The organism is Pseudomonas sp. CROZ-RG-20F-R04-15 (assembly GCF_022662375.1).
In the GTDB taxonomy this organism is placed as follows: Bacteria; Pseudomonadota; Gammaproteobacteria; order Pseudomonadales; family Pseudomonadaceae; genus Aquipseudomonas.
Map to the genome: position 1 here is coordinate 143,611 of NZ_JAKNQL010000006.1, position 23,845 is coordinate 167,455.

The following is a 23,845-nucleotide window of genomic DNA, read 5'->3' on the forward strand; positions in this document are numbered from 1 at the left end:
CGACTTTTAAAGGCAAGATCAGAAGATCGCAGTCTGAGGCAGCTCCTACGAAGGAATGCGTGTGAAGAATATTGAGCAACCGGCCAATATTCAGCACAAAAACCACGTATCCTTCGCGCCCCGTTTGACCATCAACCCGCGAGGACAGTTTGTCTAAAGGTATCGCTCTATCGGTTTCGGCTTCGGTGCTGTTTGCCGTCATGTATTACTACACCTCGTTGCTCACACCGTTGAGTGGCGTGGAAATTTTCGGCTGGCGGATGCTGCTGACTGTCCCGTGCATGACCGTGTTCATGCTGGTGTCCGGGGAATGGCGGCGGGTGCTGGAGCTGATTCGGATGGTCGCGGCACAGCCAAAACTAATCGCCGGCCTGATCATCTCGGCCGCCCTGCTCGGCGTGCAACTGTGGCTGTTCATGTGGGCGCCGCTCAACGGCTACAGCCTTGATGTGTCGCTGGGCTACTTCCTGCTGCCGCTGGCGATGGTCCTGACCGGGCGGATTGCCTACGGCGAGAGCCTGTCGTACCTGCAGAAAATGGCGGTGTTCTTCGCCACCCTCGGTGTGTTGAACGAGCTGTACCAGGTTGGCGGGTTTTCCTGGGCGACACTGGTGGTGGTCGTCGGCTATCCGCTGTACTTCGTCCTGCGCAAATACCTGAAGACCGACAATCTGGGCGGATTGTGGGTGGATATGACGCTGATGCTGCCGGTCGCCTGGTGGTTCGTGCAGGGTGGCGAGCAAGGCTTTGGCGTGTTTGATCAATATCCCGGGTTGATGTGGTTGATTCCTTTACTGGGTTTGATCAGTGCGTCGGCGCTGGTGGTGTACATCATTGCCAGCCGTTTGCTGCCGTTCAGCCTGTTTGGCTTGTTGAGTTACGTTGAACCGGTGCTGTTGCTCGGCGTGGCGTTGTTGCTCGGTGAGAGCATCAAGTCCGGGGAATGGCTGACGTACATTCCGATCTGGCTGGCGGTTGTCGTTCTGGTCTTTGAAGGCTTCAAGCACCTGACGCGCCAACGTCGTCCCTGAACGCAACACAAAACAAATGTGGGAGCGAGCTTGCTCGCGAAAGCGGTGGTTCAGTCACCCAGGATGTTGAATGGGAGACCGCATTCGCGAGCAGGCTCGCTCCCACAGGTTTTGTATGAAGCAAAAAATCCCGGCTCTGCATTACTGCAGGCCGGGATTTTTTCATTTCAATGGCGGATTACTCGGTGGCAAGCACACCACGTCGCACCTGATCGCGCTCGATCGATTCGAACAGCGCCTTGAAGTTGCCTTCGCCGAAACCATCGTCGCCTTTGCGCTGGATGAATTCGAAGAACACCGGCCCCATCAGGGTTTCCGAGAAGATCTGCAACAGCAGACGCTTGTCACCCGACTCCGACGAACCGTCCAGCAGGATGCCGCGCGATTGCAGTTGATCGACTGGCTCGCCGTGGTCAGGCAGTCGACCTTCGAGCATTTCGTAGTAGGTGTCCGGCGGTGCAGTCATGAAACGCATGCCGATTTTCTTCAGACGATCCCAGGTCTCCACCAGGTTATCGCTGAGGAACGCCACGTGCTGGATGCCCTCGCCGTTGAACTGCATCAGGAACTCTTCGATCTGGCCCGCGCCTTTGGACGATTCTTCGTTGAGCGGGATGCGGATCATGCCGTCCGGTGCGGTCATCGCTTTCGAGGTCAGGCCGGTGTATTCGCCCTTGATGTCGAAGTAACGGATCTCGCGGAAGTTGAACAGCTTCTCGTAGAAGTTCGCCCAGTAGGCCATGCGACCGCGATACACATTGTGGGTCAGGTGGTCGATGATCTTCAGGCCGGCACCGACCGGATTGCGATCAACGCCTTCGATAAACACGAAGTCGATGTCATAGATCGAACTGCCTTCGCCGAAACGGTCGATCAGGTACAGCGGCGCGCCGCCAATGCCTTTGATCGCCGGCAGGTTCAGTTCCATCGGGCCGGTTTCGATGTGAATCGGCTGGGCGCCGAGTTCCAGTGCGCGGTTGTAGGCTTTTTGCGAATCCTTGACGCGGAACGCCATGCCGCAAACGGACGGGCCGTGCTCGGCAGCGAAGTACGAAGCGACGCTGTTGGGTTCGTTGTTGAGGATCAGGTTGATCGCGCCCTGACGGTACAGGTGCACGTTCTTGGAGCGGTGGGTGGCGACTTTGGTGAAGCCCATGATTTCGAATATCGGCTCCAGGGTGCCCGGCACCGGCGATGCGAGCTCGATGAATTCAAAGCCCATCAGGCCCATTGGGTTTTCGTATAAATCTGCCATGGTGACGCCTCATCATTTCTTATCAATTAACCAGGGTTATTTGTCAGTCATGCGAGGGTGGTGGGTGGCGCACAGGAGATGCCACGTACACTGCGGGCGAGGAAGTCACCGTAGATCAGTTGAAACCCGAATATCTTCATTGTCGACCCAAGGCTCTTGCGGGCGAGGCTTCTGCTGCCAGAAGACGATTATTATTGTATGCGTAACCCGATTCTACACAGCGTAAATAGGCTTGTCTGCCCTCCCTATAAAATCCGCTTTTTTGCGCCCGGTGCAAGGGGTTTGTTGCACAGGTAGATGCCACTCAGGATCAGCGCGCCACCGAGGTACATGGCCGGTGTCAACTGCTCGCCCAGCAGCAGCGCGCCAAGGATGACCGCCGTCAACGGATTAAGCGCGATAAACACCCCGCTGCGCGTCGCGCCGATTTTACGGATGCCGTCGTAATAGCCGATGTAGGCCAGCGCCGAGCCCAGGACGCCGAGGTACAGCAGGCTCAGCCATTGCGCCACGCCCAGATTATCCAGCGCCTGCCAGCTCAGTTCGCCGCGTACCGCCGCCAGAGCCCACAACATGACGGTGCCGATCAGGATCGAATACGTCACGGTCTGCACCGGCCCTAACGTGCGATTCAGATCACGGGAAAACAACGAATAAACGCCCCACCCCAGCACACAGCCGAGAATCAACAGATCGCCGATCCATGCCTGCGGCGTTGTGGCCAGCCATTGCGGATTGCGGCTGACGATCACCAGGCCAGCACCGCCAATACAGATCGCGATACCGGCAGTTTCAAGTCTTCCCAGACGCTCTTTGAACAACCACCACGAGGCGAGACCGATCACCGCCGGGTTCAACGCCACAATCAACGAAGCCCGCGACGCGTTGATGTATTGCAGGCCGTAAAAAAAGCACAGGTTATAGAAGAAGATCCCGAAGAACCCCAGCAGTGCCAGTTGCAGCCATTGTCGTGGAGTCGGCCGCGCCAAAGGGATCCGCGCCAGCCACAGAAAGCCGAGCAGTGCCACACTGGCGAGCAGGAAACGCAGGCTGGCGGCGAACACCGGGCTCAGGCTGCCGGCGAGGAAACGTCCAGCGACAAAGGTGCCACCCCAGACCATGGTCACCATCGCGAGTGTCAGATAAACCGGGATGTCGGACGATGTTGTGTGCAGCTGCTCGACGTTGCGCATGAGGCTCCAGACCAAGGCTTTTGAGGAATGCCGTATCATTCACCTCATTCCACATCATCGTAAAATGAGCAAACACTCATGACCCTCACGCAACTGGAAATCTTCTCGCTGGTCGCCGAACTGCGCGGTTTCACCCTCGCGGCCCATCGCCTGGGGATTTCGCAGTCGGCGGTGTCCCACGCGATGAAGTCGCTGGAGCAGGAGCTGGGTGTCGAACTGCTGCGCCGGTATCAGTCGTCCGTGGAGCTCAGTGACATCGGTGAGCAATTGCTGCTGCGCGCCCGAGCCATGCTCGGGCTAGCCAACACTTTGCGCCAGGAAGCCGCTGATGCGCGGGGCATGAAAAGCGGCACCTTGCGCATCGGCTCGTTCGGCCCGACTTCGTCGATCAAACTGCTGCCCAACATTCTGCGGCAATATCGCGAGGCGCATCCGGGCATCGAAGTGCATATCGATGAAGGGCCGGATCGACAAGTGACGCAATGGCTGGAAGAACGACGGATCGATATTGGTTTCGTGGTGCTGCCAGAGGAGCGCTTCGACACCTTCGCCTTGATCGAAGACCAGATGGTCGCGCTGCTCCCGTTGGGCCATGCGCTGGCAGCGCGAGCGGCGTTGAGCCTCAAGGATTTGTGCGACGCACCGTTCGTTCTGACCGAAGCCGGTTCTGCGGAGCTGGTGTCACGACTGTTCATGGCCGCGCGTTTGCAACCGAACATTCGCTATCGCTGTTCGCAGTTGCTCAGCACGCTCGACACGGTTGGCCGTGGCGACGCCATCACGATTGTCGCCGAAGGTTCTTTGCCGCAAGAGGCAACGCCTCGCTACGTAAAGAGGCCATTACTGCCCGCCGTACAACGTCAGGTCGGGCTCGCCGTTGTTGATCGGCGCCAGGCGTCTCCCGCCGCTTTGGCCTTTATCGAGCTGGCGACGCGAATGAAGCACTGATGAGCGGCGCAAGCGCCTTCTGCCATCTATCCTCCCCTCTGGCTGAAGTTGTTTCAGCGGCGCGCCGTTATCCGGCCTGAATTCGATCGTTCCATTCCACCGCGACAGGATGCGCCCATGCCGTTGACCGTCAGACCCCGCCGCAAACGCAGCACACGCATCGTCGTCACACTGCTCAGCGGTGTGCTTCCGGTGCTGCTGGGCAGCGCGATTCTTTACATGCAGGCTGGCCGCACACTGGAACAAGGATCACAACAGACCGCCGAAGAGGCGCTGCAGCAGTTCGAGTTGATGCTCGACAACACCGCGCAAGCGGCGCGCGAATTGCTGCCACTGGCCGGCCAGACCTGCGAGAACGTCAAACTCGCCCTGCGCGAACAGGTGACCCGCCGCCCGTTCGTGCGCTCGACCAATCTGGTGTGGGACGACAACCTCTATTGCAGCTCGTTGTTTGGCGACTTCAAGGAAGCCGTCAACGCGGGCGACTACAACCAGGGCAAGTTGTGGCTGATGAATGGCAACCCGGTCACACCCGACACCGCTCTACTGGTCTATCGGCTCAGCAAAGGTCGCGGCGGCGCACTGACGACACTCGACGGATACCATCTGAGCAACATGTTGCGTCTGATCGGCCGGCACATGTTGCTGGTGCTGCAAGTGGGCGATAACTGGCTGTCGGCCGACGGCAAAGTCCACACTGGTGCCCTGCCCTCGTTGCCGATCGCACAAAACACCCTGGACTCTTCCCGCTATGCGTTCAGCGTTTCTGCCGGTTTTCCCGAGGGCGAAACTTGGCGTTACATGGCCGATGAATATCCGCCGTTGTTCAGTCTGTTGATCTTTTTTGGCGTGGTGTCGGGGGCCATCGGTCATGTCTTGCAGAAGCGCTCCACGTCACCCAGCCACGAAATGCTCCGCGCGCTCGAGGCCGGCGAGTTCATTCCTTACTTTCAGCCCGTGGTGCACGGCGACAGCAAAAAATGGTCGGGAGCCGAAGTCCTGATGCGCTGGACTCACCCCAAAGAAGGGCTGGTGCGCCCGGATCTGTTTATCCCGTTCGCCGAGCATTCGGGCCTGATCGTGCCGATGACCCGCGCCCTGATGCAACAGACCGCGGCGCTGCTGGGGCCGCTGTCAGCAACCTTTACCCCGCCGTTTCATATCGGCATCAACATTACGGCGAGCCATTGCAAGGACCTCGAACTGGTTGAAGACTGCCGGGCGTTTCTCGCCGCGTTCGCACCCGACAGCATCAGCCTGGTGCTGGAGCTGACCGAGCGTGAGTTGATCGAACCGACCGACATCACTCGGCAACTGTTCGAGCAATTGCATGCACTGGGCGTGAAGATCGCGATTGACGACTTCGGCACCGGGCACTCGAGCCTTGGCTACTTGCGCAAATTCAATGTCGACTTTCTCAAGATCGATCAGAGTTTTGTCGCCATGATCGGCATCGACGCGCTGTCCCGGCACATTCTCGACACCATTATCGAACTGTCGGCCAAGCTTGATTTGGGTATTGTTGCCGAAGGTGTCGAAACTCAGGCGCAAGCCGATTATCTGACTGCGCATAACGTCAACTTCCTGCAAGGCTACCTGTTCGGCAAACCGATGCCGGCAGCGGACTTCATCAGCGCATTAACTCACCATTAACTAAGCCTGATTAAGACGAGCGTACCGATCAGGCGCACCAAATTGATACAAAAGACCGCTGTTGTTACATGAAGACAACATCAGGATTTACTCTTGGCGCATTAACTACTACAATTTTTTCAACCTGAGCAAAATTGGCAGGTGAGCCATTTATCACCGAGTCGCTTCAAGGCTCTTGGCTTATAGCTTTGTTTGCGGTTGGTATCAGCCAAACACACTATTGGAGTAAAGATATTGTCCAGACTCGCTGAATTTCGTGCAGCTGAAAAGGCCCTTCAGGAACAGCTCAAGCAGCTGGAATCGCTGAAGAACGATGCCGGGCTCAAGAAAGAAATCGAATTCGAAGAAAAGCTCCAGGGGCTGATGAAAAACTACGGCAAAGGCCTGAAAGACATCATCGCCATTCTCGATCCGAACCCGGCAAAATCCGGTCTGCAGACCTCTGCAGCTCCTAAAACCCGCCGCGCTCGCGTGGTCAAGGTTTATCACAACCCACACACTGGTGAACTGATCGAAACCAAGGGCGGCAACCACCGCGGCCTGAAAGCGTGGAAGGAACAATACGGTGCAGCCACCGTTGATTCCTGGTTGCGCGGTTAATCCAGCGCCAACAAAAAAGCCCTGCATCATGCAGGGCTTTTTTTATTGACAATATCTAACAAATGAAATGATTTTCATCGAACAAGTTACGACTTTTCTGTAACGTTGCTGAGCCAGATTCCCAAACATTTTGATGCGCAATGTTGCGAATCAGGGTCAGTCTTAAACTTTGTGCTTAATGCCTTCGGGTATCTAACCATCCCGCGAAGAGTACAGCAGCTTAAAGTTTCAAGCTGTTTCTCACCGCCACTATCTCGTCGGCGCTCGCCTTATAAACCTCAGCCTGCCCGGCATAGGAAAGCACATAAGCCTTGTCCGCCTCGACCGCTGCCACCAGGGTTTGCGACAACACATGTCGCCCGTTTTCGGTGATTGTGCAAGTGGTCTCCAGCGCCGATAACGTACCCAGCGTGGCCGGATGTACTTTGTTGCAGACACTTTGGTAGCCGCCCTGGAAGAAGTCCTTCTGGATCGACTTGCGCATTTCCAGCAACACGCCTTGCAAGTTGACCTGATGCCCGGTCTCTACCTGCGTCATTGTTAACTCCATGACCATCACCTGATTGCCATCAGCGTCGTTTTTGACCGCACGCTGACGGGAGACCTGGGCAGTCGCTTCAGGTAGCACCTCGACTTGCCAACCGGCCGGCCAGGTAATGCTCGGCTCACTTGCTGATGCACCGACAGCGCCGAGAGAACACGCGAAAAACACAAACAGGGATTTGAACAGTCGGATCATTGCCGGACGCACTCGCAGATTGAGCCGTAAAGTCTGAGCCTCGCCCACGCGCAGGGCAAGCCTGCCCTTTCATTTGGCGATGCCGGCAGGCATGCGTATCATTGCGCCCATTCACTCGCCCATAGTTATTGGAGGGCCCATGAGCCTGCACGAACTCAACACTTTCCCCGGCGTCACCGCCACCCCGGACAGCGCAACCCGCAACTTCGTATTCAACCACACCATGTTGCGTGTCAAAGACATCACTCAATCTCTGGACTTCTACACCCGCGTCCTGGGTTTCTCGCTGGTTGAAAAGCGTGACTTCGCGGAAGCCGAGTTCAGCCTGTACTTCCTCGCGCTGGTCGACAAAGCGCAGATCCCGGCCGACGCCGCTGCTCGCACCGAATGGATGAAGTCGATTCCAGGCATTCTGGAACTGACCCACAACCACGGCACCGAAAACGACGCGGATTTCGCCTATCACAATGGCAACACCGACCCGCGTGGTTTTGGCCATATCTGCATTTCGGTACCGGATATCGTTGCAGCGTGTGCACGTTTTGAAGAACTGGGCTGCGACTTCCAGAAGCGCCTGACCGATGGCCGCATGAAGAGCCTGGCGTTCATCAAGGACCCGGATGGTTACTGGGTAGAGATCATTCAGCCAGCGCCGCTGTAAAAGCTGAAAAGCCCCTCACCCTAACCCTCCCGAAACGTCGGACCGCCCAAAGGGAGAGGGGACTGATTGGGGGATATTGGAGAGTTACACCGACCTGAACGATTGGCGCTGAATCCATGATCGACTGGCGTTTTCAGGTCGATGGACAACGCCAGACACCTCGATCGGCTCCCTCTCCCAAAGGGAGAGGGGACTGATTGGGGGATATTGGGGAAGTTCACCGACCTGAACGATTGGCGTTGAATCCATAATCGACTGGCGCTTTCAGGTCGATGGACAGCGCCAGACACCTCGATCGGCTCCCTCTCCCTCGGGAGAGGGCTGGGGTGAGGGGCAGCTTTTCACACGCAATAAAAAACCCGTGATCACTCACGGGTTTTTCATTTCTGGTTTAACGCTTACGCCGGAGCCGAAGTGCGGATCAAGTGATCGAACGCGCTCAACGAAGCCTTGGCGCCCTCGCCTACCGCAATCACGATCTGCTTGTACGGCACGGTCGTCACGTCGCCGGCAGCGAAGATACCCGGAATCGACGTTTCACCACGGTTATCGACAATGATCTCGCCACGCGGCGACAGCTCGATGGTGCCCTTCAGCCAATCGGTGTTCGGCAGCAAACCGATCTGCACGAAGATCCCTTCCAGCTCGACAGTGCGCAACTCATCAGTGTTGCGATCCTTGTAACGCAGGCCGTTGACCTTCTCGCCATTGCCGGTGACTTCAGTGGTTTGCGCACTGGTGATCACGGTGACGTTCGGCAGGCTGTGCAGCTTGCGTTGCAGTACGGCGTCAGCGCGCAGTTGTACGTCGAACTCCAGCAGCGTCACGTGCGATACGATACCGGCCAGATCGATGGCCGCTTCTACGCCGGAGTTACCGCCGCCGATGACCGCGACACGCTTGCCTTTGAACAGCGGACCGTCGCAGTGCGGGCAGTACGCCACGCCTTTGTTGCGGTATTGCTGCTCACCCGGCACGTTCATCTCGCGCCAGCGCGCACCGGTCGCCAGAATCACGCTTTTGGCTTTCAGGGTCGCGCCGCTGGCGAAACGGACTTCATGCAGCTCGCCATTCTTGCCCGGGATCAATTTGTCGGCACGTTGCAGGTTCATGATGTCGACGTCGTACTGCTTGACGTGTTCTTCCAGCGCCGTGGCGAGTTTCGGCCCCTCGGTTTCCTGCACGGAAATGAAGTTCTCGATGGCCATGGTGTCGAGCACCTGTCCGCCAAAGCGTTCAGCGGCGACACCAGTGCGAATGCCTTTACGTGCAGCGTAAATCGCTGCCGACGCACCGGCCGGGCCGCCACCGACGACGAGCACATCAAAGGCTTCCTTGGCGCTGATTTTCTCGGCCTGACGCTCGATGGCGCCGGTGTCGAGTTTGGCGAGAATCTCCTCCAGACCCATGCGGCCCTGGCCGAAGTTTTCGCCATTGAGGTAGATGCTCGGCACGGCCATGATCTTGCGATCGTTGACTTCGTCCTGGAACAACGCACCGTCGATAGCGACGTGACGGATGTTCGGGTTAAGCACGGCCATCAGGTTCAGCGCCTGGACCACGTCCGGGCAGTTCTGGCAAGACAGCGAGAAGTAAGTCTCGAAGCTGAACTCGCCTTTCAGCGCGCGGATCTGCTCGATCACTTCAGCACTGGCTTTTGATGGGTGGCCGCCGACTTGCAGCAGGGCCAGTACCAGCGAAGTGAATTCGTGGCCCATCGGGATGCCGGCGAAACGCAGACTGATGTCGGCGCCCGGGCGGTTGATCGAGAACGATGGCTTGCGAGCATCGTCACCGCTGTCGATCAAGGTAATTTGGCTCGAAAGACTGGCAACATCTTTCAGCAGTTCCAGCATTTCACGGGATTTCGCACCGTCGTCGAGGGAGGCAACGATCTCGATCGGCTGGGTGACCCGTTCCAGGTACGATTTCAACTGGGCTTTAAGATTGGCGTCCAACATACGGGCGATTTCCTTTATTTGAGGCGAAAAAAAGCCCGAGCGAATCTCGCCCGGGCATTTTTTTGGGCGGTGCAGCGTACTTAAGAAGGTGCGGCGTACCGCCCTGAGTTGCGTGTCACAGACTTAGATCTTGCCGACCAGGTCCAGGGACGGCGCCAGAGTGGCCTCGCCTTCTTTCCACTTGGCTGGGCAAACTTCGCCTGGGTGAGCAGCGACGTACTGAGCAGCCTTGATCTTGCGCAGCAGCTCGGAAGCGTCACGGCCAACGCCGCCATCGTTCAGTTCAACGATTTTGATCTGGCCTTCAGGGTTGATCACGAAGGTGCCACGGTCAGCCAGGCCAACTTCTTCGATCAGTACGTCGAAGTTGCGGGAGATGGCGTGGGTCGGGTCGCCGATCATGGTGTATTCGATTTTGCCGATGGCTGGCGAAGTGTTGTGCCAGGCAGCGTGGGCAAAGTGGGTGTCGGTGGAAACGCTGTAGATCTCTACGCCGAGTTTCTGGAAAGCAGCGTAGTTGTCAGCGAGGTCTTCCAGCTCGGTTGGGCAAACGAAGGTGAAGTCGGCTGGGTAGAAGAACACGACCGACCACTTGCCTTTCAGGTCAGCGTCCGAGACTTGAACGAAGTCGCCGTTTTTGAACGCGGTAGCTTTGAACGGTTTTACTTGGCTGTTGATGATAGGCATTGATGACTCTCCGTCAGTGGTTATGAATTCGATGGGTGAATCCTACCCACTCACTCGACGGATGGCTCATTGGCAAACCTGATGCTGCTGATTTGTTTTCGCTATTAGCTGACTGTATTAATAGAAGAAAACGATATCTACGACGAAGCCGGGTTATCCGTAATCCGAGCCATCCCTTGGAATGGGCTGGCTTCAACATAGCGCATGGCGGACTTCATATCCTTCCAGCCGACGTAACTCATCAGGGATTTCAGGTCCCAGCCGCTTTGATGGGCCCAGGTTGCGAAGCCTCGACGCAGGGAATGGCTGGTGTAGTTTTCGGCAGCAATGCCGGCGCGCTGCAAAGCCTGGCGCAACAGCGGGATGATGCTGTTGGCGTGCAGCCCCTCCTCGTTCAGATTGCCCCAGCGGTCGATGCTGCGGAACACCGGGCCACGCACCAGCGCCGCTTCGGTGATCCAGTCGATATAGGCCTGCACCGGACAGAGCTTGAGCAGCGCTGGCGCTTGATAGGTCTGCCCGAGATTTTCCCGATCGCCCTTGCTGCGCGGCAAATACAAGGTGATGCCTTTGCCGGCCTGCGCTTGCACATGCTCGATCTGCAAGCGACACAACTCATCACTGCGGAAGCCGCGCCAGAACCCCAGCAGAATCAAGGCGCGATCACGGTAAGCCTTGAGCAGTAGCGGGCGGTCCTGCAGTTCTCTCGCGGTTTGTACTTCATGTTCGAGCCAATCAATCACTCGCTGCAGATCCTGTAATTGCAGCGGCTCGGCCTGTTTCTCCTGCGCCGGGTGCAACGCACGTATGCCTTTGAAGACTTTGCGCACCACCGGCGCCTTGGTCGGATCGGCAAACCCCTGGCTGTTGTGCCACTGCGCCAGCGCCGATAGACGCAGCTTCAACGTATTGATCGACAGCTCTTCAGCGTGCGTCACTAGATACCGCGCGACGCTATCGGCGGTGGCCGGCAAGAACCCGCCCCACTTCACCTCGAAATGCTCAATGGCCGCGCGATAGCTGCGGCGGGTGTTATCGCGGGTGGCGGCTTGCAGATAGCGATCCAGATCGCTCATGGGCTGTTTTCTCGCTGGCGTACTGAGACAGGGATGCAGAAACGCATTTTGCCGTCTGACACTGGGTAATACCAGTATATCCCGTGTCTTTATTATCAAACGTTTACCTTTATTTTATGGATGGTACACTGCGTACTTTAGTGGCATGTACCACAGTACGTAACCGTAGGAGTTCACATGGCCCGTGGCGGCATTACCAAAGCCCTGGTGCAGATCGCGCGCACTGCGATCCTCGCTCGTGGCGAACACCCAAGCATCGATGCAGTACGCATTGAAATGGGCAACACCGGCTCGAAAACCACGATCCATCGTTACCTGAAAGAACTGGATGACGGCGCGCAGCTGATTGAGGCTTCGGCAGAGCCGATCGATGATGAGTTGACCGCCCTTGTCTCGCGCCTCGCTCAGCGCCTCAAAGAACAAGCGCAAGAGCCCATCGAGCAGGCCCGCGAGCAGTTTGAAGAGCAGCGCGAAGCACTGGAATCGGAGCTGAAACAAACGCGCCAGGCACTGGAAAAGCTCGAACACGATCACGACATTCAAGGGGCCGCGCTAGAGCGTGAATCTGAAGCGCTTGGCAACACACGGTCGATGCTGCAAACCGAGCAAACCCGCAATGCCGGACTGAATCAGGCATTGGCTGATTTTGAATTGCGTTTGCAGGACAAGGACGAGCAGATCCGCTCACTGGAAGAGAAGCACCTGCACGCTCGCGATGCGCTCGAACACTATCGCAACGCCACCAAAGAGCAGCGCGAGCAGGAACAGAGCCGCCACGAAAGCCAAGTGCAGCAGATTCAGGCCGAGCTGCGTCAGGCACAGCAAAGTGCGCTGGTGCGTCAGGACGAGATCACGCAACTGCACCGCGACAACGAGCGTCTGCTTACCGAGAACCGTGGCACCCAACGCGAACTGAGCCTGATGCAGGATCAGCTCAAGCAAAGCAATCAGCGTCAGGATCAACTGCTCGAACAAGCGACCCGCGTCGACAGTGAGCGCACCCTCCTCCAGGAACGTTTGCGCGTTGCCACCCTGGAAAGCCAGACACTCAAACAGAGCATTGAGGAGCAGACGCTGCTCAACCAGTCACTGGAAAAAGAATTGAACAAGGCTCAAGCAAGCCTGGAAGAAAGCCAGCGTCTGGCGGCTACCGTTGCGGCAGCGCCAGACTCGGCCAAACCGAAGGACGCTTAAGCGCCGACCGGCGTACGCATGGTGACGAATTCTTCGGCGGCCGTCGGGTGTACCCCGATCGTGTCGTCGAAGTCACGCTTGGTTGCGCCAGCCTTCAACGCAATCGCCAGACCCTGAACGATCTCGCCAGCGTCCGGGCCGACCATGTGGCAGCCGAGAACTTTGTCGGTCTTGCTGTCGACCACCAGCTTCATCAGGGTCTTTTCCTGGCACTCAGTCAGGGTCAACTTCATTGGACGAAAACGGCTTTCGAAGATCACCACATCGTGGCCGGCCTCGCGCGCTTCCTCTTCGGTCAAACCGACCGTGCCGATGTTCGGTAGGCTGAACACCGCCGTCGGGATCATCTTGTAATCCACCGGACGGTATTGCTCAGGTTTGAACAAGCGCCGCGCCACCGCCATACCCTCAGCCAAAGCCACCGGCGTCAGTTGCACCCGGCCGATAACATCGCCCAGCGCCAGAATTGAAGGCTCGCTGGTCTGATATTGCTCGTCGACTTTAATGAAACCCTTGTCGGTGAGCTGCACATCGGTGTTTTCCAGGCCCAGATTGTCGAGCATTGGTCGCCGGCCAGTGGCGTAGAAAATGCAATCCGCCTCCAGCTCACGACCATCCTTCAGGGTGGCTTTCAAGCTGCCATCAGCCTGCTTGTCGATACGCGCGATGTCGGCGTTGAATTGCAGATCCAGACCACGCTTGGTCAGCTCTTCCTGCAAATGCTTGCGCACCGAACCATCGAAGCCGCGCAGGAACAGGTCACCGCGATACAGCAGCGTGGTGTTCGCACCGAGGCCGTGGAAAATTCCGGCGAATTCGACCGCGATGTAACCGCCGCCAACCACCAGCACACGCTTTGGCAGCTCTTTCAGGAAGAACGCCTCATTGGAACCGATCGCGTGCTCGTGCCCCGGAATTTCCGGAATCTGCGGCCAGCCACCGGTAGCGATCAGAATGTTCTTCGCTGTAAAACGCTCGCCATTCACTTCGACTTCATGCGGGCCAATGATCTTCGCGTGCGCTTCATGCAAGGTCACGCCGCTGTTGACCAGCAGATTGCGGTAAATGCCGTTGAGACGATTGATCTCGCGATCCTTGTTGGCGATCAGCGTCGCCCAATCGAAATTCGCTTCGCCCAGGCTCCAGCCAAAACCGGACGCCTGCTCGAAGTCTTCGGCGAAATGCGCGCCGTACACCAGCAGTTTTTTTGGCACACAGCCAACGTTGACGCAGGTCCCGCCCAGATAACGGCTCTCCGCCACCGCCACTTTCGCACCGAAACCGGCAGCAAAACGCGCAGCGCGCACACCACCGGAACCGGCACCAATCACATAAAGGTCAAAATCGTAGGCCATTTCTATCTCCTCGGCAGGGGATCAGCATACCTGCAGCCACCCATTGGGCAAGCGCTGCCAATCATATGGGGGCGTAAAATGAAAAAACCCGCCGAAGCGGGTTTTTCTTACAAGCCAATCAAACGCTCTTAGTAAGCCTTGCCAGTCTTGTAGAAGTTCTCGAAGCAGAAGTTGGTCGCTTCGATGTAGCCTTCAGCGCCACCGCAGTCGAAACGCTTGCCTTTGAACTTGTAGGCCATCACGCAGCCGTTCTGGGCTTGCTTCATCAGGGCGTCGGTGATCTGGATTTCGCCGCCCTTGCCTGGCTCGGTCTGTTCGATCAGGTCGAAGATGTCCGGGGTCAGGATGTAACGACCGATGATTGCCAGGTTCGACGGCGCGTCTTCCGGTTTTGGCTTTTCGACCATGCTGTGTACGCGGTAGATGTCGTCGCGGATCATCTCGCCGGCGATCACGCCGTACTTGCTGGTTTCCTGCGGATCGACTTCCTGGATGGCGATGATCGAGCAGCGGAACTGCTTGTACAGCTTGACCATCTGGGTCAGTACGCCGTCGCCTTCGAGGTTGACGCACAGGTCGTCCGCCAGCACCACGGCGAACGGTTCGTCACCGATCAGCGGGCGACCGGTCAGGATTGCGTGGCCCAGACCTTTCATTTCGGTCTGACGGGTGTAGGAGAACGAGCACTCGTCGAGCAGTTTGCGGATACCGACCAGATATTTCTCTTTGTCGGTGCCTTTGATCTGGTTTTCCAGCTCGTAACTGATGTCGAAGTGGTCTTCCAGAGCACGCTTGCCACGACCGGTGACGATGGAGATTTCCGTCAGGCCAGCATCCAGAGCTTCTTCAACGCCGTACTGGATCAGTGGCTTGTTTACCACCGGCAGCATTTCTTTAGGCATGGCTTTAGTCGCTGGCAGGAAGCGAGTACCGTAACCGGCTGCTGGGAACAAGCATTTCTTGATCATATAAGTCCTTGAAAGGGCTGTGTGTACGAGTTTCGGCGCAGTCTAATCAGGCGGCGTGCACCTTACAATGCCCCGCACTGGCTAACCGATGCCAACATAGAGAAATATTCTCGCCGATAGTTCCATCGACATCCTGGCGCAACCAGATCAGCGTAGCTCAAAGCGGTCGACAAACCGGATCACCATACGCTGATCATCCCCCAATGCGAGCATTTGCCGGTATCATGGCGCCTTTGAACCAGCGAACGAGACAGATAGATGGCCGCGGTAAAAATCATCAATGGGTATGTGATCGACAAGAAAGACGGCAAGTGGACGCTGACCACCACCAATGGCGAACACATCGCCGGGCCTTTCGACAGCGAACAAATGGCGACCGATGTAGCGGCAGTGTTCACGGACACGCCGGCATCGGCGAAACGCCGTGGCAAAGATCAGGACTGATCATCTGCGATACGCCCAAGCCCTGCCCTTGAGCAGGGCTTTTTTGTACCCGCGTACAAACAAGTGGCAAAACGCTATAACCTTTTCCCATCGGCGCTGTCACAGCGTCTAGTCCCCCTCGCTGAAGACCATGAACATGACCATGAAAAAATTGCTGCCACTGATTGCGGTATTGGCACTGGCCGGCTGTGCCACGTCTCAGCCTACTTACCTGAAAAATGGCGAACAGGGCCTGGCCATCGATTGCTCCGGCGAAGCCAACTCCTGGGCGAGCTGCTATGAAAAAGCCGATGCGTCCTGCGCAGGCACCGGTTACCGCATCGTTGGCACAGACGGCACGCCTCAACCCAAAGAAAGCGACAAAACCCTTGGCGTCGATGTCGGCAACTACAAGAACCGCAGCGTTGTCGTCGTCTGCAAGTAAACCTTACATGTGAATTTCGGCGAATTTGATACCGAGTCCGCGCACGACTTCGATCAGATCGTCGAGGCGACCGAACGACTCGACTTCATCGTTATCGTCCACCAGAAAATAACTGCGCCCGGCGCTCTTCTTGAAAAACACGATCCACTCCCCCGGATTCGCCGGGTTCTGGATGACATGGGTGGCAGAGATAAGGCCCTCTGCATGGCGCTCCCGCACTTGCTCTCGCTTCATCGCGACTCCAGAAATGAAAATGCCGTCACAGCATGACTGCGACGGCATCAGTGCTGATGACTGTCAGTCTATCAGCCGGAAATGCACGCATTGGCGGCATTCTGTACGTCATGAGGACGAACCGGCACATTCGACATGCGCTCATGCAGCTTGATGCTGCTGCCACCCGAGCGATCTTCGATATCAAATACCGCCGCTGCGCCAGTGGAAAATTTCCCCGGCACGATGACCCGAACCCCATCCTTGTGCGGCTGCATTTGCAGCGCACCACGGCTGCCTGCCAGCTTCTCGGCCAGACATTGGGCATATTCATGGGGTTTCTTGCCGGATATCACGCTCATGGTCGGCAACGTTTCATTGATTTCGGAAACACTCGCACAACCACCCACAGCCAGAATCAACGGCAGACACACCACACCCCACTTCATACAAAACCTCCGTTAAAGACCGTCCGACAGCACAAATGCCGTTTTTCTCCGGGGTCTTCTGCATTTAACCCGCATCCGATTGCGAATATCTGTTCAAAATTGTCAAACCAACGCCCGACGGCCAGATAATAACCCGTGCGGGCTGATAAACTGCGCCCAATCGACAAGCTATCGTTTTGATTTTGTAGAAAAAGCCCTTCTGGAGGCGCCCATGAAATTCATTCACCAGCGCGAACACCTCAACGAAGACGACATCGTCGTCATTCAATGCTCGCAAATGTGCAACATCCGTCTGATGAACGACGCCAACTTCCGCAGCTTCAAGAATGGCGGCCGTCACACCTATCACGGCGGCGCCTTCGACACCTTCCCGGCCCGTATCACCGCGCCGAGCACCGGTTTCTGGAACATCACCATCGACACCGTCAACCGCCGTCCGATCAGTGTGACGCGCAAGCCGACGCTGACTCACTCGATCAAGATCATCCGTCGCTCCAGCACCAAGCTCAGCTGAGACACGCCGTTCAACCAGAAAGGAATGCATGACCGTGGCCCAAACGACCAAATATGTCATCAAGTACAAACTCAACGATGAACGCCGCTTCGAGTTCGCGCAGCTGGTAAACGGCACTGAAGAAGAAGCCAAGGTTGAACTGGCCAAGCTTCATGGCCAGGAAGACGAGATCAGCGACATCGCCGTCAGCAAAGCGCTTTAAGCAACGAAGGAGTTTGACCGCAAGCGCCGGAGTGTTCTGCCGCAAGGCCCTGCCCAGACTGACGTTCTTCGACCATGAGTCAAGGAGTCAGTATGTCGATGTCCCCTTCCCGGCTGGATTCGCTCGACTGGGCAAGCCTTGAGCAGCAACTGGATCAGGACGGCTGCGCGATCATCCGTTCGCTGCTGCAGGCCGAAACCTGTGATCAATTGAGTGCGCTGTATCCGCAGACCGAACCGTTTCGTTCGCAGGTCATCATGGCCCGCCACGGTTTCGGTCGCGGCGAGTACAAGTACTTTCGCTACCCTCTTCCGACACCGGTCGAACGCCTGCGCGGCGCGCTGTATCCACACCTCGTTGCATTGGCCAATCGCTGGTACGAACGCATGAACCTGCCCGAGCGCTTTCCGTCGGATCACGCCGAATTTCTTCAGCGCTGCCATGCCGCCGGTCAGACCCGCCCGACACCTCTCCTATTGCAGTACGGCGCGCAGGACTACAACTGCCTGCACCAGGATCTATACGGTGAATCGGTTTTTCCGCTGCAAGTGGCGATTCTTCTGTCAGAACCCGGGCAAGACTTCACGGGTGGAGAATTTGTTCTCACCGAGCAACGCCCGCGCATGCAGTCGCGGCCGCACGTGCTGGATCTGAAGAAAGGAGATGCGCTGATCTTTGCCGTCAATCAGCGCCCGGTCAAAGGCGTGCGCGGTGATTATCGGGTGACCATGCGCCACGGCGTCAGTCGCCTGCACAGTGGAAAAAGGCATACCCTAGGCATCATCTTCCACGACGCCACATGACGACCATGCAACCGAACACATTCGATCTGTTCGCCGATCATGAACCCGAACAACGCCCGCGCGCCGAGCAGATTGGCGAGCAATCCTGGGTGCTGCATGGTTTCGCCCTGCCGCTGGTCGAGCAGATTCTGCCAGCACTGGATGCGATTCTTGCCGCAGCGCCCTTGCGCCACATGGTCACGCCGGGTGGATTCAGCATGTCGGTGGGCACCAGCAGTTGCGGCGCACTGGGCTGGATAACTGATCGCCACGGCTATCGTTACTCGAGCGTCGATCCGCTCAGTGATATGCCATGGCCGCCGCTGCCGGAAGTCTTCGCGGCACTGGCCCACTCAGCAGCGGCGCAAGCTGGATTCGCCGACTTCAACGCTGATTCCTGCCTTATCAATTGCTATATCCCTGGCGCCAAGATGTCATTGCATCAGGACAAAGACGAAAAGGCCTACAGCGCGCCGATCGTTTCGCTGTCACTCGGGTTGCCGGCCATGTTCCTCTTCGGCGGTTTCAATCGCAGCGACAAGAGCCAGCGCATTGCTTTGTTACATGGCGACATGGTGGTCTGGGGCGGCGTTGATCGCTTGCGTTATCACGGCGTGCTGCCGATCAAGCAAGGCCGCCATCCACGTCTGGGTGAGCAGCGGATCAATCTGACTTTTCGCGTGGCCGGATAACCTGTAAAAGTTTGACCGCAAGGCTCGGAGTGTTGCGCCTTGCGACGCTGGTTAACCTGAATCAAACAGGACAACGGATAACCACCATGAAAACGCTTTCGACCCCCTTCAAGACCGAAAACGATCCACGCTGGGCCGCCGTGGTTGCGCGAGACTCACGGGCGGACGGGCAATTTGTCTACGCAGTGAAAACCACCGGCATCTACTGCCGCCCGAGCAGTCTCTCACGCTTGCCGAAACCGCAGAACGTGGAGTTTTTCGATACGGCTGAGCAGGCCGAGGCTGCTGGTTATCGGCCGAGCAAGCGTGCCAGCAAGGATCAGAGTGATGTCGCCGCGCAGCACGCCGCGACCGTCGCCGTTGCCTGCCGCCACATCGAATCCGCCGAGACCCTGCCGGCACTGAATGAACTGGCGCAGACCGCTGGCCTGAGTCCGTTTCATTTTCATCGTGTCTTCAAAGCCGCGACGGGATTGACGCCCAAGGGCTACGCAACGGCCCATCGCTCGCGCAAAGTCCGCGAGCGTCTGGCAGACGGCAATTCGGTGACGGAAGCGCTGTACGACGCGGGCTTCAATTCCAATAGCCGTTTCTATGAATCAGCGGATCACTTGCTGGGCATGAAACCTGGCGATTATCGTGCGGCCGGGAAAAACAACGACATCCGCTTTGCCGTTGGCCAGTGTTCGCTGGGAGCGATTCTTGTGGCGCAAAGCGAGCGTGGGGTGTGCGCGATTCTGTTGGGCGATGACCCGCATCAACTGGTGTGCGATCTACAGGATCAGTTTCGCCAGGCCAACCTGATCGGCGCCGATGCCGGCTTCGAACAATTGATTGCCAAAGTGGTGGGGTTTATCGAAGCACCGGCGATTGGCCTGGATCTGCCGCTGGATGTTCGCGGCACAGCGTTCCAGGAGCGCGTGTGGCAGGCACTGCGGGAAATCCCGGCGGGCCACACCGCCAGTTACGCCGAAATCGCTCAGCGCATCGGCGCACCGACGTCCATGCGCGCAGTGGCTCAGGCGTGCGGCGCCAACCGCTTGGCAGTGGCGATTCCTTGCCACCGCGTGGTGCGCAGCGATGGCAATCTTTCCGGCTATCGCTGGGGCGTCGAGCGCAAGCGTCAGTTGCTGGAACGCGAGACGACGTCCTGAGAGGACGTCCCACCCCGTCGGCAGCGGTCAGCGATTGACGTCCACCACAACCCGTCCGCGAAGTTGCCCGGCGAGCAGCTTCGGCGCCGCATCAATGGCCTCACTCAGACCGATTTCATGGCTGATCAATGCCAGCAACGAGAAATCCAGATCCCTGGCCAGACGATCCCACGCCTCCAGACGACGCACCTTGGGTTGGGTCACGCTGTTGATGCCGGCCAGGGTCACGCCACGCAAAATGAACGGGGCGACCGATGCCGGGAAATCCATACCCTGCGCCAGGCCACACGCGGCGACGGTGCCTTCGGAGCGAGTGCTGGCGCAGGCATTGGCCAGGGTGTGACTGCCCACCGAGTCGATCACCGCTGCCCAGCGCTCTTTGGCCAGTGGCTTGCCGGGCGCTGACAAGGTTGCGCGGTCGATGATTTCACTGGCGCCCAGTTGCTTCAGGTACTCATGCTCGGAGACACGGCCAGTGGATGCGACGACGCGGTAGCCGAGCTTGCTCAGCAAAGCGATGGCGAAACTGCCAACGCCACCATTGGCCCCCGTGACCAGAACCTCGCCCTGCTCTGGCGTCACGCCATTGCGCTCGAGGGCCAGAATACACAGCATCGCCGTATAGCCGGCCGTGCCGATCGCCATGGCTTGCGCCGCCGTGAAGGCGTTGGGCAATGGAATCAGCCAGTCGCCATTGAGCCGGGCTTTCTGCGCCAGGCCGCCCCAGTGATTTTCGCCAACACCCCAGCCATTGAGCAGCACCTGATCACCGACTTTATAGTCGGGGTGGGAACTGGCTTCTACGCGGCCCGCAAGGTCGATCCCCGGCACCATCGGAAACTTGCGCACCACCGGACTGCTGCCGGTAATCGCCAGGCCATCCTTGAAATTCAGCGTGCTGTAAGCAACGCCGACGGTGACATCGCCTTCGGGCAATTGCTCTTCGTTGACCTGCTGCAGGTTTGCGCGATAACCGCTGTCGTCTTTGTCGATCACAATGGCGTTGAACATGACTGCCTCGCATGACTGGTTTCGGAATGTCGTGCCCTGAAATACCACATCGCAACACCCTGCCACATTCGACTTTGCGCCAATCGGTGAATCGGCAGGGTATTTCCATGGCGGACGACTATGCTTTTTCGACGGCTGTGGTTTCGCCGTTATTCCTTGAGAAACCGGCCTGTCGATGGAGCTGACAATGTCTTACCCGCGCTCGTTCTTTGTCATCTTGATGTTGTGTCTGCTGGCGCTCGGCAGTGCCTGGGCGGCACCGGCCACCGAGGCCCCGAGCGAGCCGACCTGGCCGCAAGTCATCAGCAGCGGCAAAGCGAAACTGACGGTGTATCAGCCGCAACTCGACAGCTGGGACGGTTACACGCTCAATGCTCGTGCGGCTGTCGAAGCTACCGGCGCGGATGGCAAGTCCACCTACGGAATTGTGCAGTTCAGCGCACATACCCTGGTCGACAAAGCTACGCGCTGGGTCGCGCTGGATCAGTACAAGATCATCAAAGCCGATTTCCCCGCCGATGCCAGTCAAGCCGACACCTGGCTCGCGGCGTTACAAAAAGACGCCGAGAACCGCAAGAAAACCATTTCGCTCGATCAGCTCGAAGCTGCGGTCGGCGTACTCTCTGCAGAACAGAAAGCCGACAGCGCGCCGCTGGAAAACACCCCGCCGACGATTATCAGTTCCGACGTTCCCGCCCTGCTCGTCTATATCGATGGCGACGCGGCGTACCGACCGGTAGAAGGCACGGCGCTGCAACGAGTGATCAACACTCGCCCGCTGTTATTGAAAGATGCACAGGGCAAACATTATCTGCATGTCTTCGATGGCTGGATGGTCGCCGACCAGGTCAATGGCGCCTATACCCGTCTGGTTACGCCGTTTGCCGAACTGGAGAAAGCCAAACAGGCCGCCATTCAGAGCCGGCAAGTGGATCTGCTGACTGGGCAAAGCGATCCGAAAGACAAGATTCCAAGCCTGGCCAAAGCGCCGCAACCGAAGATTTTCATCGCCACCACGCCCACGGAATTGCTGGTCACTGACGGCGCAGCGCAATGGACGCCGATTCAGGGTACCGGTTTGCTGTATGTCAGCAACACTACCGGGCACATCTTCAAGGAAATCGGTGACCAGAACAGCTATGTGCTGATTTCCGGGCGCTGGTTTCGCGCCAGTGACATGAATGGTCCGTGGACCTTTACCCCCGCAGACAAACTGCCGGCGGACTTCGCCAACATTCCCGACGACAGCCCGAAAGAGAACGTCAAGGCTTCGGTCGCCGGCACGCCGCAAGCCAAAGAGGCGGCCATTGCCGCGACCATTCCACAGACGTCGGCCATCAAGAAAAGCGCGGTAAAAATGACCGCGCCACAGTTCGATGGCGAACCGCAACTCAAAGCCATCGATACCACGCCGCTGCAATACGTGGTCAACAGCGCCACGCCTATCATCCGCGTCGACAACAACAGTTGGTACGCGGTGGAGAACGGTATCTGGTTCACTGCCACTGGCGTAAACGGCCCGTGGCTTGTGGCCAGTTCCGTGCCGGCGGTGATCTATTCGATCCCGCCGAGTTCGCCGATGCATTACCTCACTTACGTCAAAGTCTACGAGTCCAGCGGTGACACGGTAGTGGTCGGCTATACACCCGGGTATCAGGGTTCGAATCTGGATCCGGCGACGGGCGTCGTGGTGTATGGCACCGGCTATCCCTACACGCCGTGGGTGGGCAGCGTCTGGTATGGCCCGCCGGTGACTTACGGTTTCGGCGTCGCCATCCGCTATACACCGTGGACCGGCTGGACCTTCGGTTTCGGTTTTGGCTGGAGCTGGGGCGGCAGCACAGTAGCGATGGGTTGGGGCTGGGGCGCCTACCCGTGGTGGGGCAACTACGGCTGGGGGTACGCCTGGGGCCCGCACCTGTATCCGGCGCCTTTGGCCTGGGGTGGCGCCGCTTACGGTTATCGCGGCGGCGCAGTGGCCTGGGGTCCCGGTGGCTGGGCCGGCACCACCGGCAACATTTATCATCAGTGGGGCGACCGGGCTACAGTCAGCCGCTACGGCACCGGTTACAACGCCTGGACCGGCAATCGCTGGGCCGGTCAGGTCGGCGCGTCCTACAACTCCCGCACCGGCGTCGCGGCTGCCGGTCAACGGGGCGCCGTGCATAACGTCTACACCGGCAATTACGCCGCCGGACGCGGTGGCGTGGCGGTCGGACCGAACGGTGGCGCAATGGCCGGCGAACGGGTCACCGCCGGCAATGCGCGCACTGGCACGCAGGTCACCGCCAATCGTGGCGCCGTGTACAACCCCAACACTGGCAACACCACCCAATATGGCGGCATTCGCGGACGCAACGGCGGCGCTGCACATGTTGGCGACAACGTTTACGCAGGCCACGACGGCAACGTGTATAAAAAGACCGATAACGGCTGGCAGTCGATGGTTGGCGGCGGCGCGACCCGCAGCGCCCCCATCAACAACAATGCGCAGTTGCAGAACCTCAACCGCGACTCTGCTGCGCGTAATTTCGGCAACCAGCGGACCAACAACTTTCACAATTCCTCGCAATTCATGAATCACTCGTTTGGCGGCGGTGGCGGCGGTGGCTTTCATCGACGCTGAAAAACTGCACGGG

At 58.1% G+C, this 23,845-nt stretch carries 25 protein-coding genes; 14 read left to right on the forward strand and 11 right to left on the reverse strand.

Annotated features, from left to right (window positions below; translation table 11 throughout):
* Positions 1-149 precede the first annotated feature (149 nt).
* The gene (gene rarD / locus L8H52_RS11660) at positions 150-1,031 is read left to right on the forward strand and encodes an EamA family transporter RarD (RefSeq protein WP_242207162.1); all 882 of its coding nucleotides are present in this window, start codon (positions 150-152) and stop codon (positions 1,029-1,031) included.
* A 178-nt stretch (positions 1,032-1,209) separates the two neighbouring features.
* Here rarD and hppD read toward each other — a convergent pair whose 3' ends face one another.
* Positions 1,210-2,286: a 4-hydroxyphenylpyruvate dioxygenase gene (gene hppD, locus L8H52_RS11665; protein WP_242207163.1), complete on the reverse strand. Its 1,077-nt coding sequence runs from the start codon at positions 2,284-2,286 to the stop codon at positions 1,210-1,212.
* A gap of 245 nt (positions 2,287-2,531) precedes the next feature.
* Positions 2,532-3,479, reverse strand: coding sequence for a DMT family transporter (locus tag L8H52_RS11670; protein WP_242207278.1), 948 nt, complete (start codon positions 3,477-3,479; stop codon positions 2,532-2,534).
* A 78-nt stretch (positions 3,480-3,557) separates the two neighbouring features.
* On the opposite strand from L8H52_RS11670, the gene L8H52_RS11675 reads away from it, so the two are divergent.
* The 3 genes from L8H52_RS11675 to L8H52_RS11685 all read left to right on the forward strand — a co-directional run bounded on the left by L8H52_RS11675 (position 3,558) and on the right by L8H52_RS11685 (position 6,680).
* On the forward strand, positions 3,558-4,427 hold the full coding sequence (locus tag L8H52_RS11675; protein WP_242207164.1) for a LysR family transcriptional regulator: 870 nt from the start codon (positions 3,558-3,560) through the stop codon (positions 4,425-4,427).
* 117 nt (positions 4,428-4,544) lie between these two features.
* Entirely contained in the window at positions 4,545-6,080 is a 1,536-nt protein-coding gene (locus tag L8H52_RS11680; RefSeq protein ID WP_242207165.1) for an EAL domain-containing protein, read from the forward strand.
* Positions 6,081-6,314: 234 nt separating this feature from the next.
* Positions 6,315-6,680: a histone-like nucleoid-structuring protein, MvaT/MvaU family gene (locus L8H52_RS11685; RefSeq protein ID WP_242207166.1), complete on the forward strand. Its 366-nt coding sequence runs from the start codon at positions 6,315-6,317 to the stop codon at positions 6,678-6,680.
* A gap of 220 nt (positions 6,681-6,900) precedes the next feature.
* On the opposite strand, the gene L8H52_RS11690 is transcribed toward L8H52_RS11685, so the two are convergent.
* Positions 6,901-7,419: a DUF4946 domain-containing protein gene (locus L8H52_RS11690; RefSeq protein ID WP_242207167.1), complete on the reverse strand. Its 519-nt coding sequence runs from the start codon at positions 7,417-7,419 to the stop codon at positions 6,901-6,903.
* Positions 7,420-7,558: 139 nt separating this feature from the next.
* Between L8H52_RS11690 and gloA the strand changes: the two genes are divergently transcribed.
* Positions 7,559-8,080 carry a lactoylglutathione lyase gene (gene gloA, locus L8H52_RS11695; protein ID WP_242207168.1) on the forward strand — a complete coding sequence of 174 codons (522 nt, stop codon included), beginning with the start codon at positions 7,559-7,561 and terminating at the stop codon, positions 8,078-8,080.
* Positions 8,081-8,478: 398 nt separating this feature from the next.
* Here gloA and ahpF read toward each other — a convergent pair whose 3' ends face one another.
* The 3 genes from ahpF to L8H52_RS11710 form a co-directional block, all read right to left on the reverse strand.
* A complete protein-coding gene (gene ahpF / locus L8H52_RS11700) occupies positions 8,479-10,041 on the reverse strand; it encodes an alkyl hydroperoxide reductase subunit F (RefSeq protein ID WP_242207169.1) in 1,563 nt (520 codons plus the stop codon).
* A 123-nt stretch (positions 10,042-10,164) separates the two neighbouring features.
* Entirely contained in the window at positions 10,165-10,728 is a 564-nt protein-coding gene (gene ahpC, locus L8H52_RS11705; RefSeq protein WP_007912224.1) for an alkyl hydroperoxide reductase subunit C, read from the reverse strand.
* A gap of 137 nt (positions 10,729-10,865) precedes the next feature.
* The gene (locus L8H52_RS11710) at positions 10,866-11,804 is read right to left on the reverse strand and encodes a site-specific integrase (protein WP_242207170.1); all 939 of its coding nucleotides are present in this window, start codon (positions 11,802-11,804) and stop codon (positions 10,866-10,868) included.
* Positions 11,805-11,981: 177 nt separating this feature from the next.
* On the opposite strand from L8H52_RS11710, the gene L8H52_RS11715 reads away from it, so the two are divergent.
* The gene (locus tag L8H52_RS11715) at positions 11,982-12,998 is read left to right on the forward strand and encodes a DNA-binding protein (protein ID WP_242207171.1); all 1,017 of its coding nucleotides are present in this window, start codon (positions 11,982-11,984) and stop codon (positions 12,996-12,998) included.
* Here L8H52_RS11715 and gorA read toward each other — a convergent pair.
* Both gorA and galU read right to left on the reverse strand, forming a co-directional pair.
* Positions 12,995-14,353, reverse strand: coding sequence for a glutathione-disulfide reductase (gene gorA, locus L8H52_RS11720; RefSeq protein ID WP_242207172.1), 1,359 nt, complete (start codon positions 14,351-14,353; stop codon positions 12,995-12,997). The two genes, L8H52_RS11715 and gorA, sit on opposite strands and share 4 nt — an antisense overlap.
* Positions 14,354-14,481: 128 nt before the next feature.
* Positions 14,482-15,321 (reverse strand): UTP--glucose-1-phosphate uridylyltransferase GalU, encoded by an 840-nt coding sequence (gene galU, locus L8H52_RS11725; protein ID WP_007912230.1) that lies wholly within the window; start codon positions 15,319-15,321, stop codon positions 14,482-14,484.
* A 258-nt stretch (positions 15,322-15,579) separates the two neighbouring features.
* Here galU and L8H52_RS11730 point away from each other — a divergent pair, with 258 nt between their 5' ends.
* Both L8H52_RS11730 and L8H52_RS11735 read left to right on the forward strand, forming a co-directional pair.
* On the forward strand, positions 15,580-15,765 hold the full coding sequence (locus tag L8H52_RS11730; protein ID WP_160058168.1) for a hypothetical protein: 186 nt from the start codon (positions 15,580-15,582) through the stop codon (positions 15,763-15,765).
* A 142-nt stretch (positions 15,766-15,907) separates the two neighbouring features.
* Positions 15,908-16,189: a hypothetical protein gene (locus L8H52_RS11735; protein ID WP_242207173.1), complete on the forward strand. Its 282-nt coding sequence runs from the start codon at positions 15,908-15,910 to the stop codon at positions 16,187-16,189.
* 3 nt (positions 16,190-16,192) lie between these two features.
* On the opposite strand, the gene L8H52_RS11740 is transcribed toward L8H52_RS11735, so the two are convergent.
* Both L8H52_RS11740 and L8H52_RS11745 read right to left on the reverse strand, forming a co-directional pair.
* The gene (locus L8H52_RS11740; protein ID WP_064390226.1) at positions 16,193-16,423 is read right to left on the reverse strand and encodes a hypothetical protein; all 231 of its coding nucleotides are present in this window, start codon (positions 16,421-16,423) and stop codon (positions 16,193-16,195) included.
* A gap of 71 nt (positions 16,424-16,494) precedes the next feature.
* Entirely contained in the window at positions 16,495-16,851 is a 357-nt protein-coding gene (locus L8H52_RS11745) for a hypothetical protein (RefSeq protein WP_242207174.1), read from the reverse strand.
* Positions 16,852-17,062: 211 nt separating this feature from the next.
* On the opposite strand from L8H52_RS11745, the gene L8H52_RS11750 reads away from it, so the two are divergent.
* The 5 genes from L8H52_RS11750 (at position 17,063) to ada (ending at position 20,195) form a co-directional block, all read left to right on the forward strand.
* Positions 17,063-17,365 carry a DUF1883 domain-containing protein gene (locus L8H52_RS11750; protein ID WP_016984992.1) on the forward strand — a complete coding sequence of 101 codons (303 nt, stop codon included), beginning with the start codon at positions 17,063-17,065 and terminating at the stop codon, positions 17,363-17,365.
* A 28-nt stretch (positions 17,366-17,393) separates the two neighbouring features.
* The gene (locus tag L8H52_RS11755; RefSeq protein ID WP_242207175.1) at positions 17,394-17,567 is read left to right on the forward strand and encodes a hypothetical protein; all 174 of its coding nucleotides are present in this window, start codon (positions 17,394-17,396) and stop codon (positions 17,565-17,567) included.
* Positions 17,568-17,659: 92 nt separating this feature from the next.
* Positions 17,660-18,370, forward strand: coding sequence for a 2OG-Fe(II) oxygenase (locus L8H52_RS11760; protein WP_242207176.1), 711 nt, complete (start codon positions 17,660-17,662; stop codon positions 18,368-18,370).
* A 5-nt stretch (positions 18,371-18,375) separates the two neighbouring features.
* Positions 18,376-19,041 (forward strand): DNA oxidative demethylase AlkB, encoded by a 666-nt coding sequence (gene alkB, locus L8H52_RS11765; protein WP_242207279.1) that lies wholly within the window; start codon positions 18,376-18,378, stop codon positions 19,039-19,041.
* Positions 19,042-19,127: 86 nt separating this feature from the next.
* Complete coding sequence (gene ada / locus L8H52_RS11770; RefSeq protein ID WP_242207177.1) at positions 19,128-20,195, forward strand: bifunctional DNA-binding transcriptional regulator/O6-methylguanine-DNA methyltransferase Ada; 1,068 nt, start codon at positions 19,128-19,130, stop codon at positions 20,193-20,195.
* A 27-nt stretch (positions 20,196-20,222) separates the two neighbouring features.
* Here the strand turns inward: ada and L8H52_RS11775 are convergent, their stop codons facing one another.
* The gene (locus L8H52_RS11775; RefSeq protein ID WP_242207178.1) at positions 20,223-21,206 is read right to left on the reverse strand and encodes an MDR family oxidoreductase; all 984 of its coding nucleotides are present in this window, start codon (positions 21,204-21,206) and stop codon (positions 20,223-20,225) included.
* A 187-nt stretch (positions 21,207-21,393) separates the two neighbouring features.
* Between L8H52_RS11775 and L8H52_RS11780 the strand changes: the two genes are divergently transcribed.
* A complete protein-coding gene (locus L8H52_RS11780; protein ID WP_242207179.1) occupies positions 21,394-23,832 on the forward strand; it encodes an autotransporter in 2,439 nt (812 codons plus the stop codon).
* Positions 23,833-23,845 lie beyond the last annotated feature (13 nt).

What these genes read in the sequence shown, in the direction of transcription:
- L8H52_RS11675 (WP_242207164.1), top strand. Translation starts at nt 3,558, where the DNA reads ATGACCCTCACGCAACTGGAAATCTTCTCGCTGGTCGCCGAACTGCGC.
- alkB (WP_242207279.1), top strand. Translation starts at nt 18,376, where the DNA reads ATGCAACCGAACACATTCGATCTGTTCGCCGATCATGAACCCGAACAA.
- galU (WP_007912230.1), bottom strand. Translation starts at nt 15,321, where the DNA reads ATGATCAAGAAATGCTTGTTCCCAGCAGCCGGTTACGGTACTCGCTTC.
- L8H52_RS11780 (WP_242207179.1), top strand. Translation starts at nt 21,394, where the DNA reads ATGTCTTACCCGCGCTCGTTCTTTGTCATCTTGATGTTGTGTCTGCTG.
- L8H52_RS11670 (WP_242207278.1), bottom strand. Translation starts at nt 3,479, where the DNA reads ATGCGCAACGTCGAGCAGCTGCACACAACATCGTCCGACATCCCGGTT.
- hppD (WP_242207163.1), bottom strand. Translation starts at nt 2,286, where the DNA reads ATGGCAGATTTATACGAAAACCCAATGGGCCTGATGGGCTTTGAATTC.
- L8H52_RS11775 (WP_242207178.1), bottom strand. Translation starts at nt 21,206, where the DNA reads ATGTTCAACGCCATTGTGATCGACAAAGACGACAGCGGTTATCGCGCA.
- L8H52_RS11690 (WP_242207167.1), bottom strand. Translation starts at nt 7,419, where the DNA reads ATGATCCGACTGTTCAAATCCCTGTTTGTGTTTTTCGCGTGTTCTCTC.
- L8H52_RS11740 (WP_064390226.1), bottom strand. Translation starts at nt 16,423, where the DNA reads ATGAAGCGAGAGCAAGTGCGGGAGCGCCATGCAGAGGGCCTTATCTCT.
- gloA (WP_242207168.1), top strand. Translation starts at nt 7,559, where the DNA reads ATGAGCCTGCACGAACTCAACACTTTCCCCGGCGTCACCGCCACCCCG.
- ada (WP_242207177.1), top strand. Translation starts at nt 19,128, where the DNA reads ATGAAAACGCTTTCGACCCCCTTCAAGACCGAAAACGATCCACGCTGG.
- L8H52_RS11750 (WP_016984992.1), top strand. Translation starts at nt 17,063, where the DNA reads ATGAAATTCATTCACCAGCGCGAACACCTCAACGAAGACGACATCGTC.
- L8H52_RS11735 (WP_242207173.1), top strand. Translation starts at nt 15,908, where the DNA reads ATGAAAAAATTGCTGCCACTGATTGCGGTATTGGCACTGGCCGGCTGT.
- L8H52_RS11730 (WP_160058168.1), top strand. Translation starts at nt 15,580, where the DNA reads ATGGCCGCGGTAAAAATCATCAATGGGTATGTGATCGACAAGAAAGAC.
- L8H52_RS11710 (WP_242207170.1), bottom strand. Translation starts at nt 11,804, where the DNA reads ATGAGCGATCTGGATCGCTATCTGCAAGCCGCCACCCGCGATAACACC.
- L8H52_RS11680 (WP_242207165.1), top strand. Translation starts at nt 4,545, where the DNA reads ATGCCGTTGACCGTCAGACCCCGCCGCAAACGCAGCACACGCATCGTC.
- L8H52_RS11755 (WP_242207175.1), top strand. Translation starts at nt 17,394, where the DNA reads ATGACCGTGGCCCAAACGACCAAATATGTCATCAAGTACAAACTCAAC.
- gorA (WP_242207172.1), bottom strand. Translation starts at nt 14,353, where the DNA reads ATGGCCTACGATTTTGACCTTTATGTGATTGGTGCCGGTTCCGGTGGT.
- L8H52_RS11715 (WP_242207171.1), top strand. Translation starts at nt 11,982, where the DNA reads ATGGCCCGTGGCGGCATTACCAAAGCCCTGGTGCAGATCGCGCGCACT.
- L8H52_RS11745 (WP_242207174.1), bottom strand. Translation starts at nt 16,851, where the DNA reads ATGAAGTGGGGTGTGGTGTGTCTGCCGTTGATTCTGGCTGTGGGTGGT.
- ahpC (WP_007912224.1), bottom strand. Translation starts at nt 10,728, where the DNA reads ATGCCTATCATCAACAGCCAAGTAAAACCGTTCAAAGCTACCGCGTTC.
- ahpF (WP_242207169.1), bottom strand. Translation starts at nt 10,041, where the DNA reads ATGTTGGACGCCAATCTTAAAGCCCAGTTGAAATCGTACCTGGAACGG.
- L8H52_RS11760 (WP_242207176.1), top strand. Translation starts at nt 17,660, where the DNA reads ATGTCGATGTCCCCTTCCCGGCTGGATTCGCTCGACTGGGCAAGCCTT.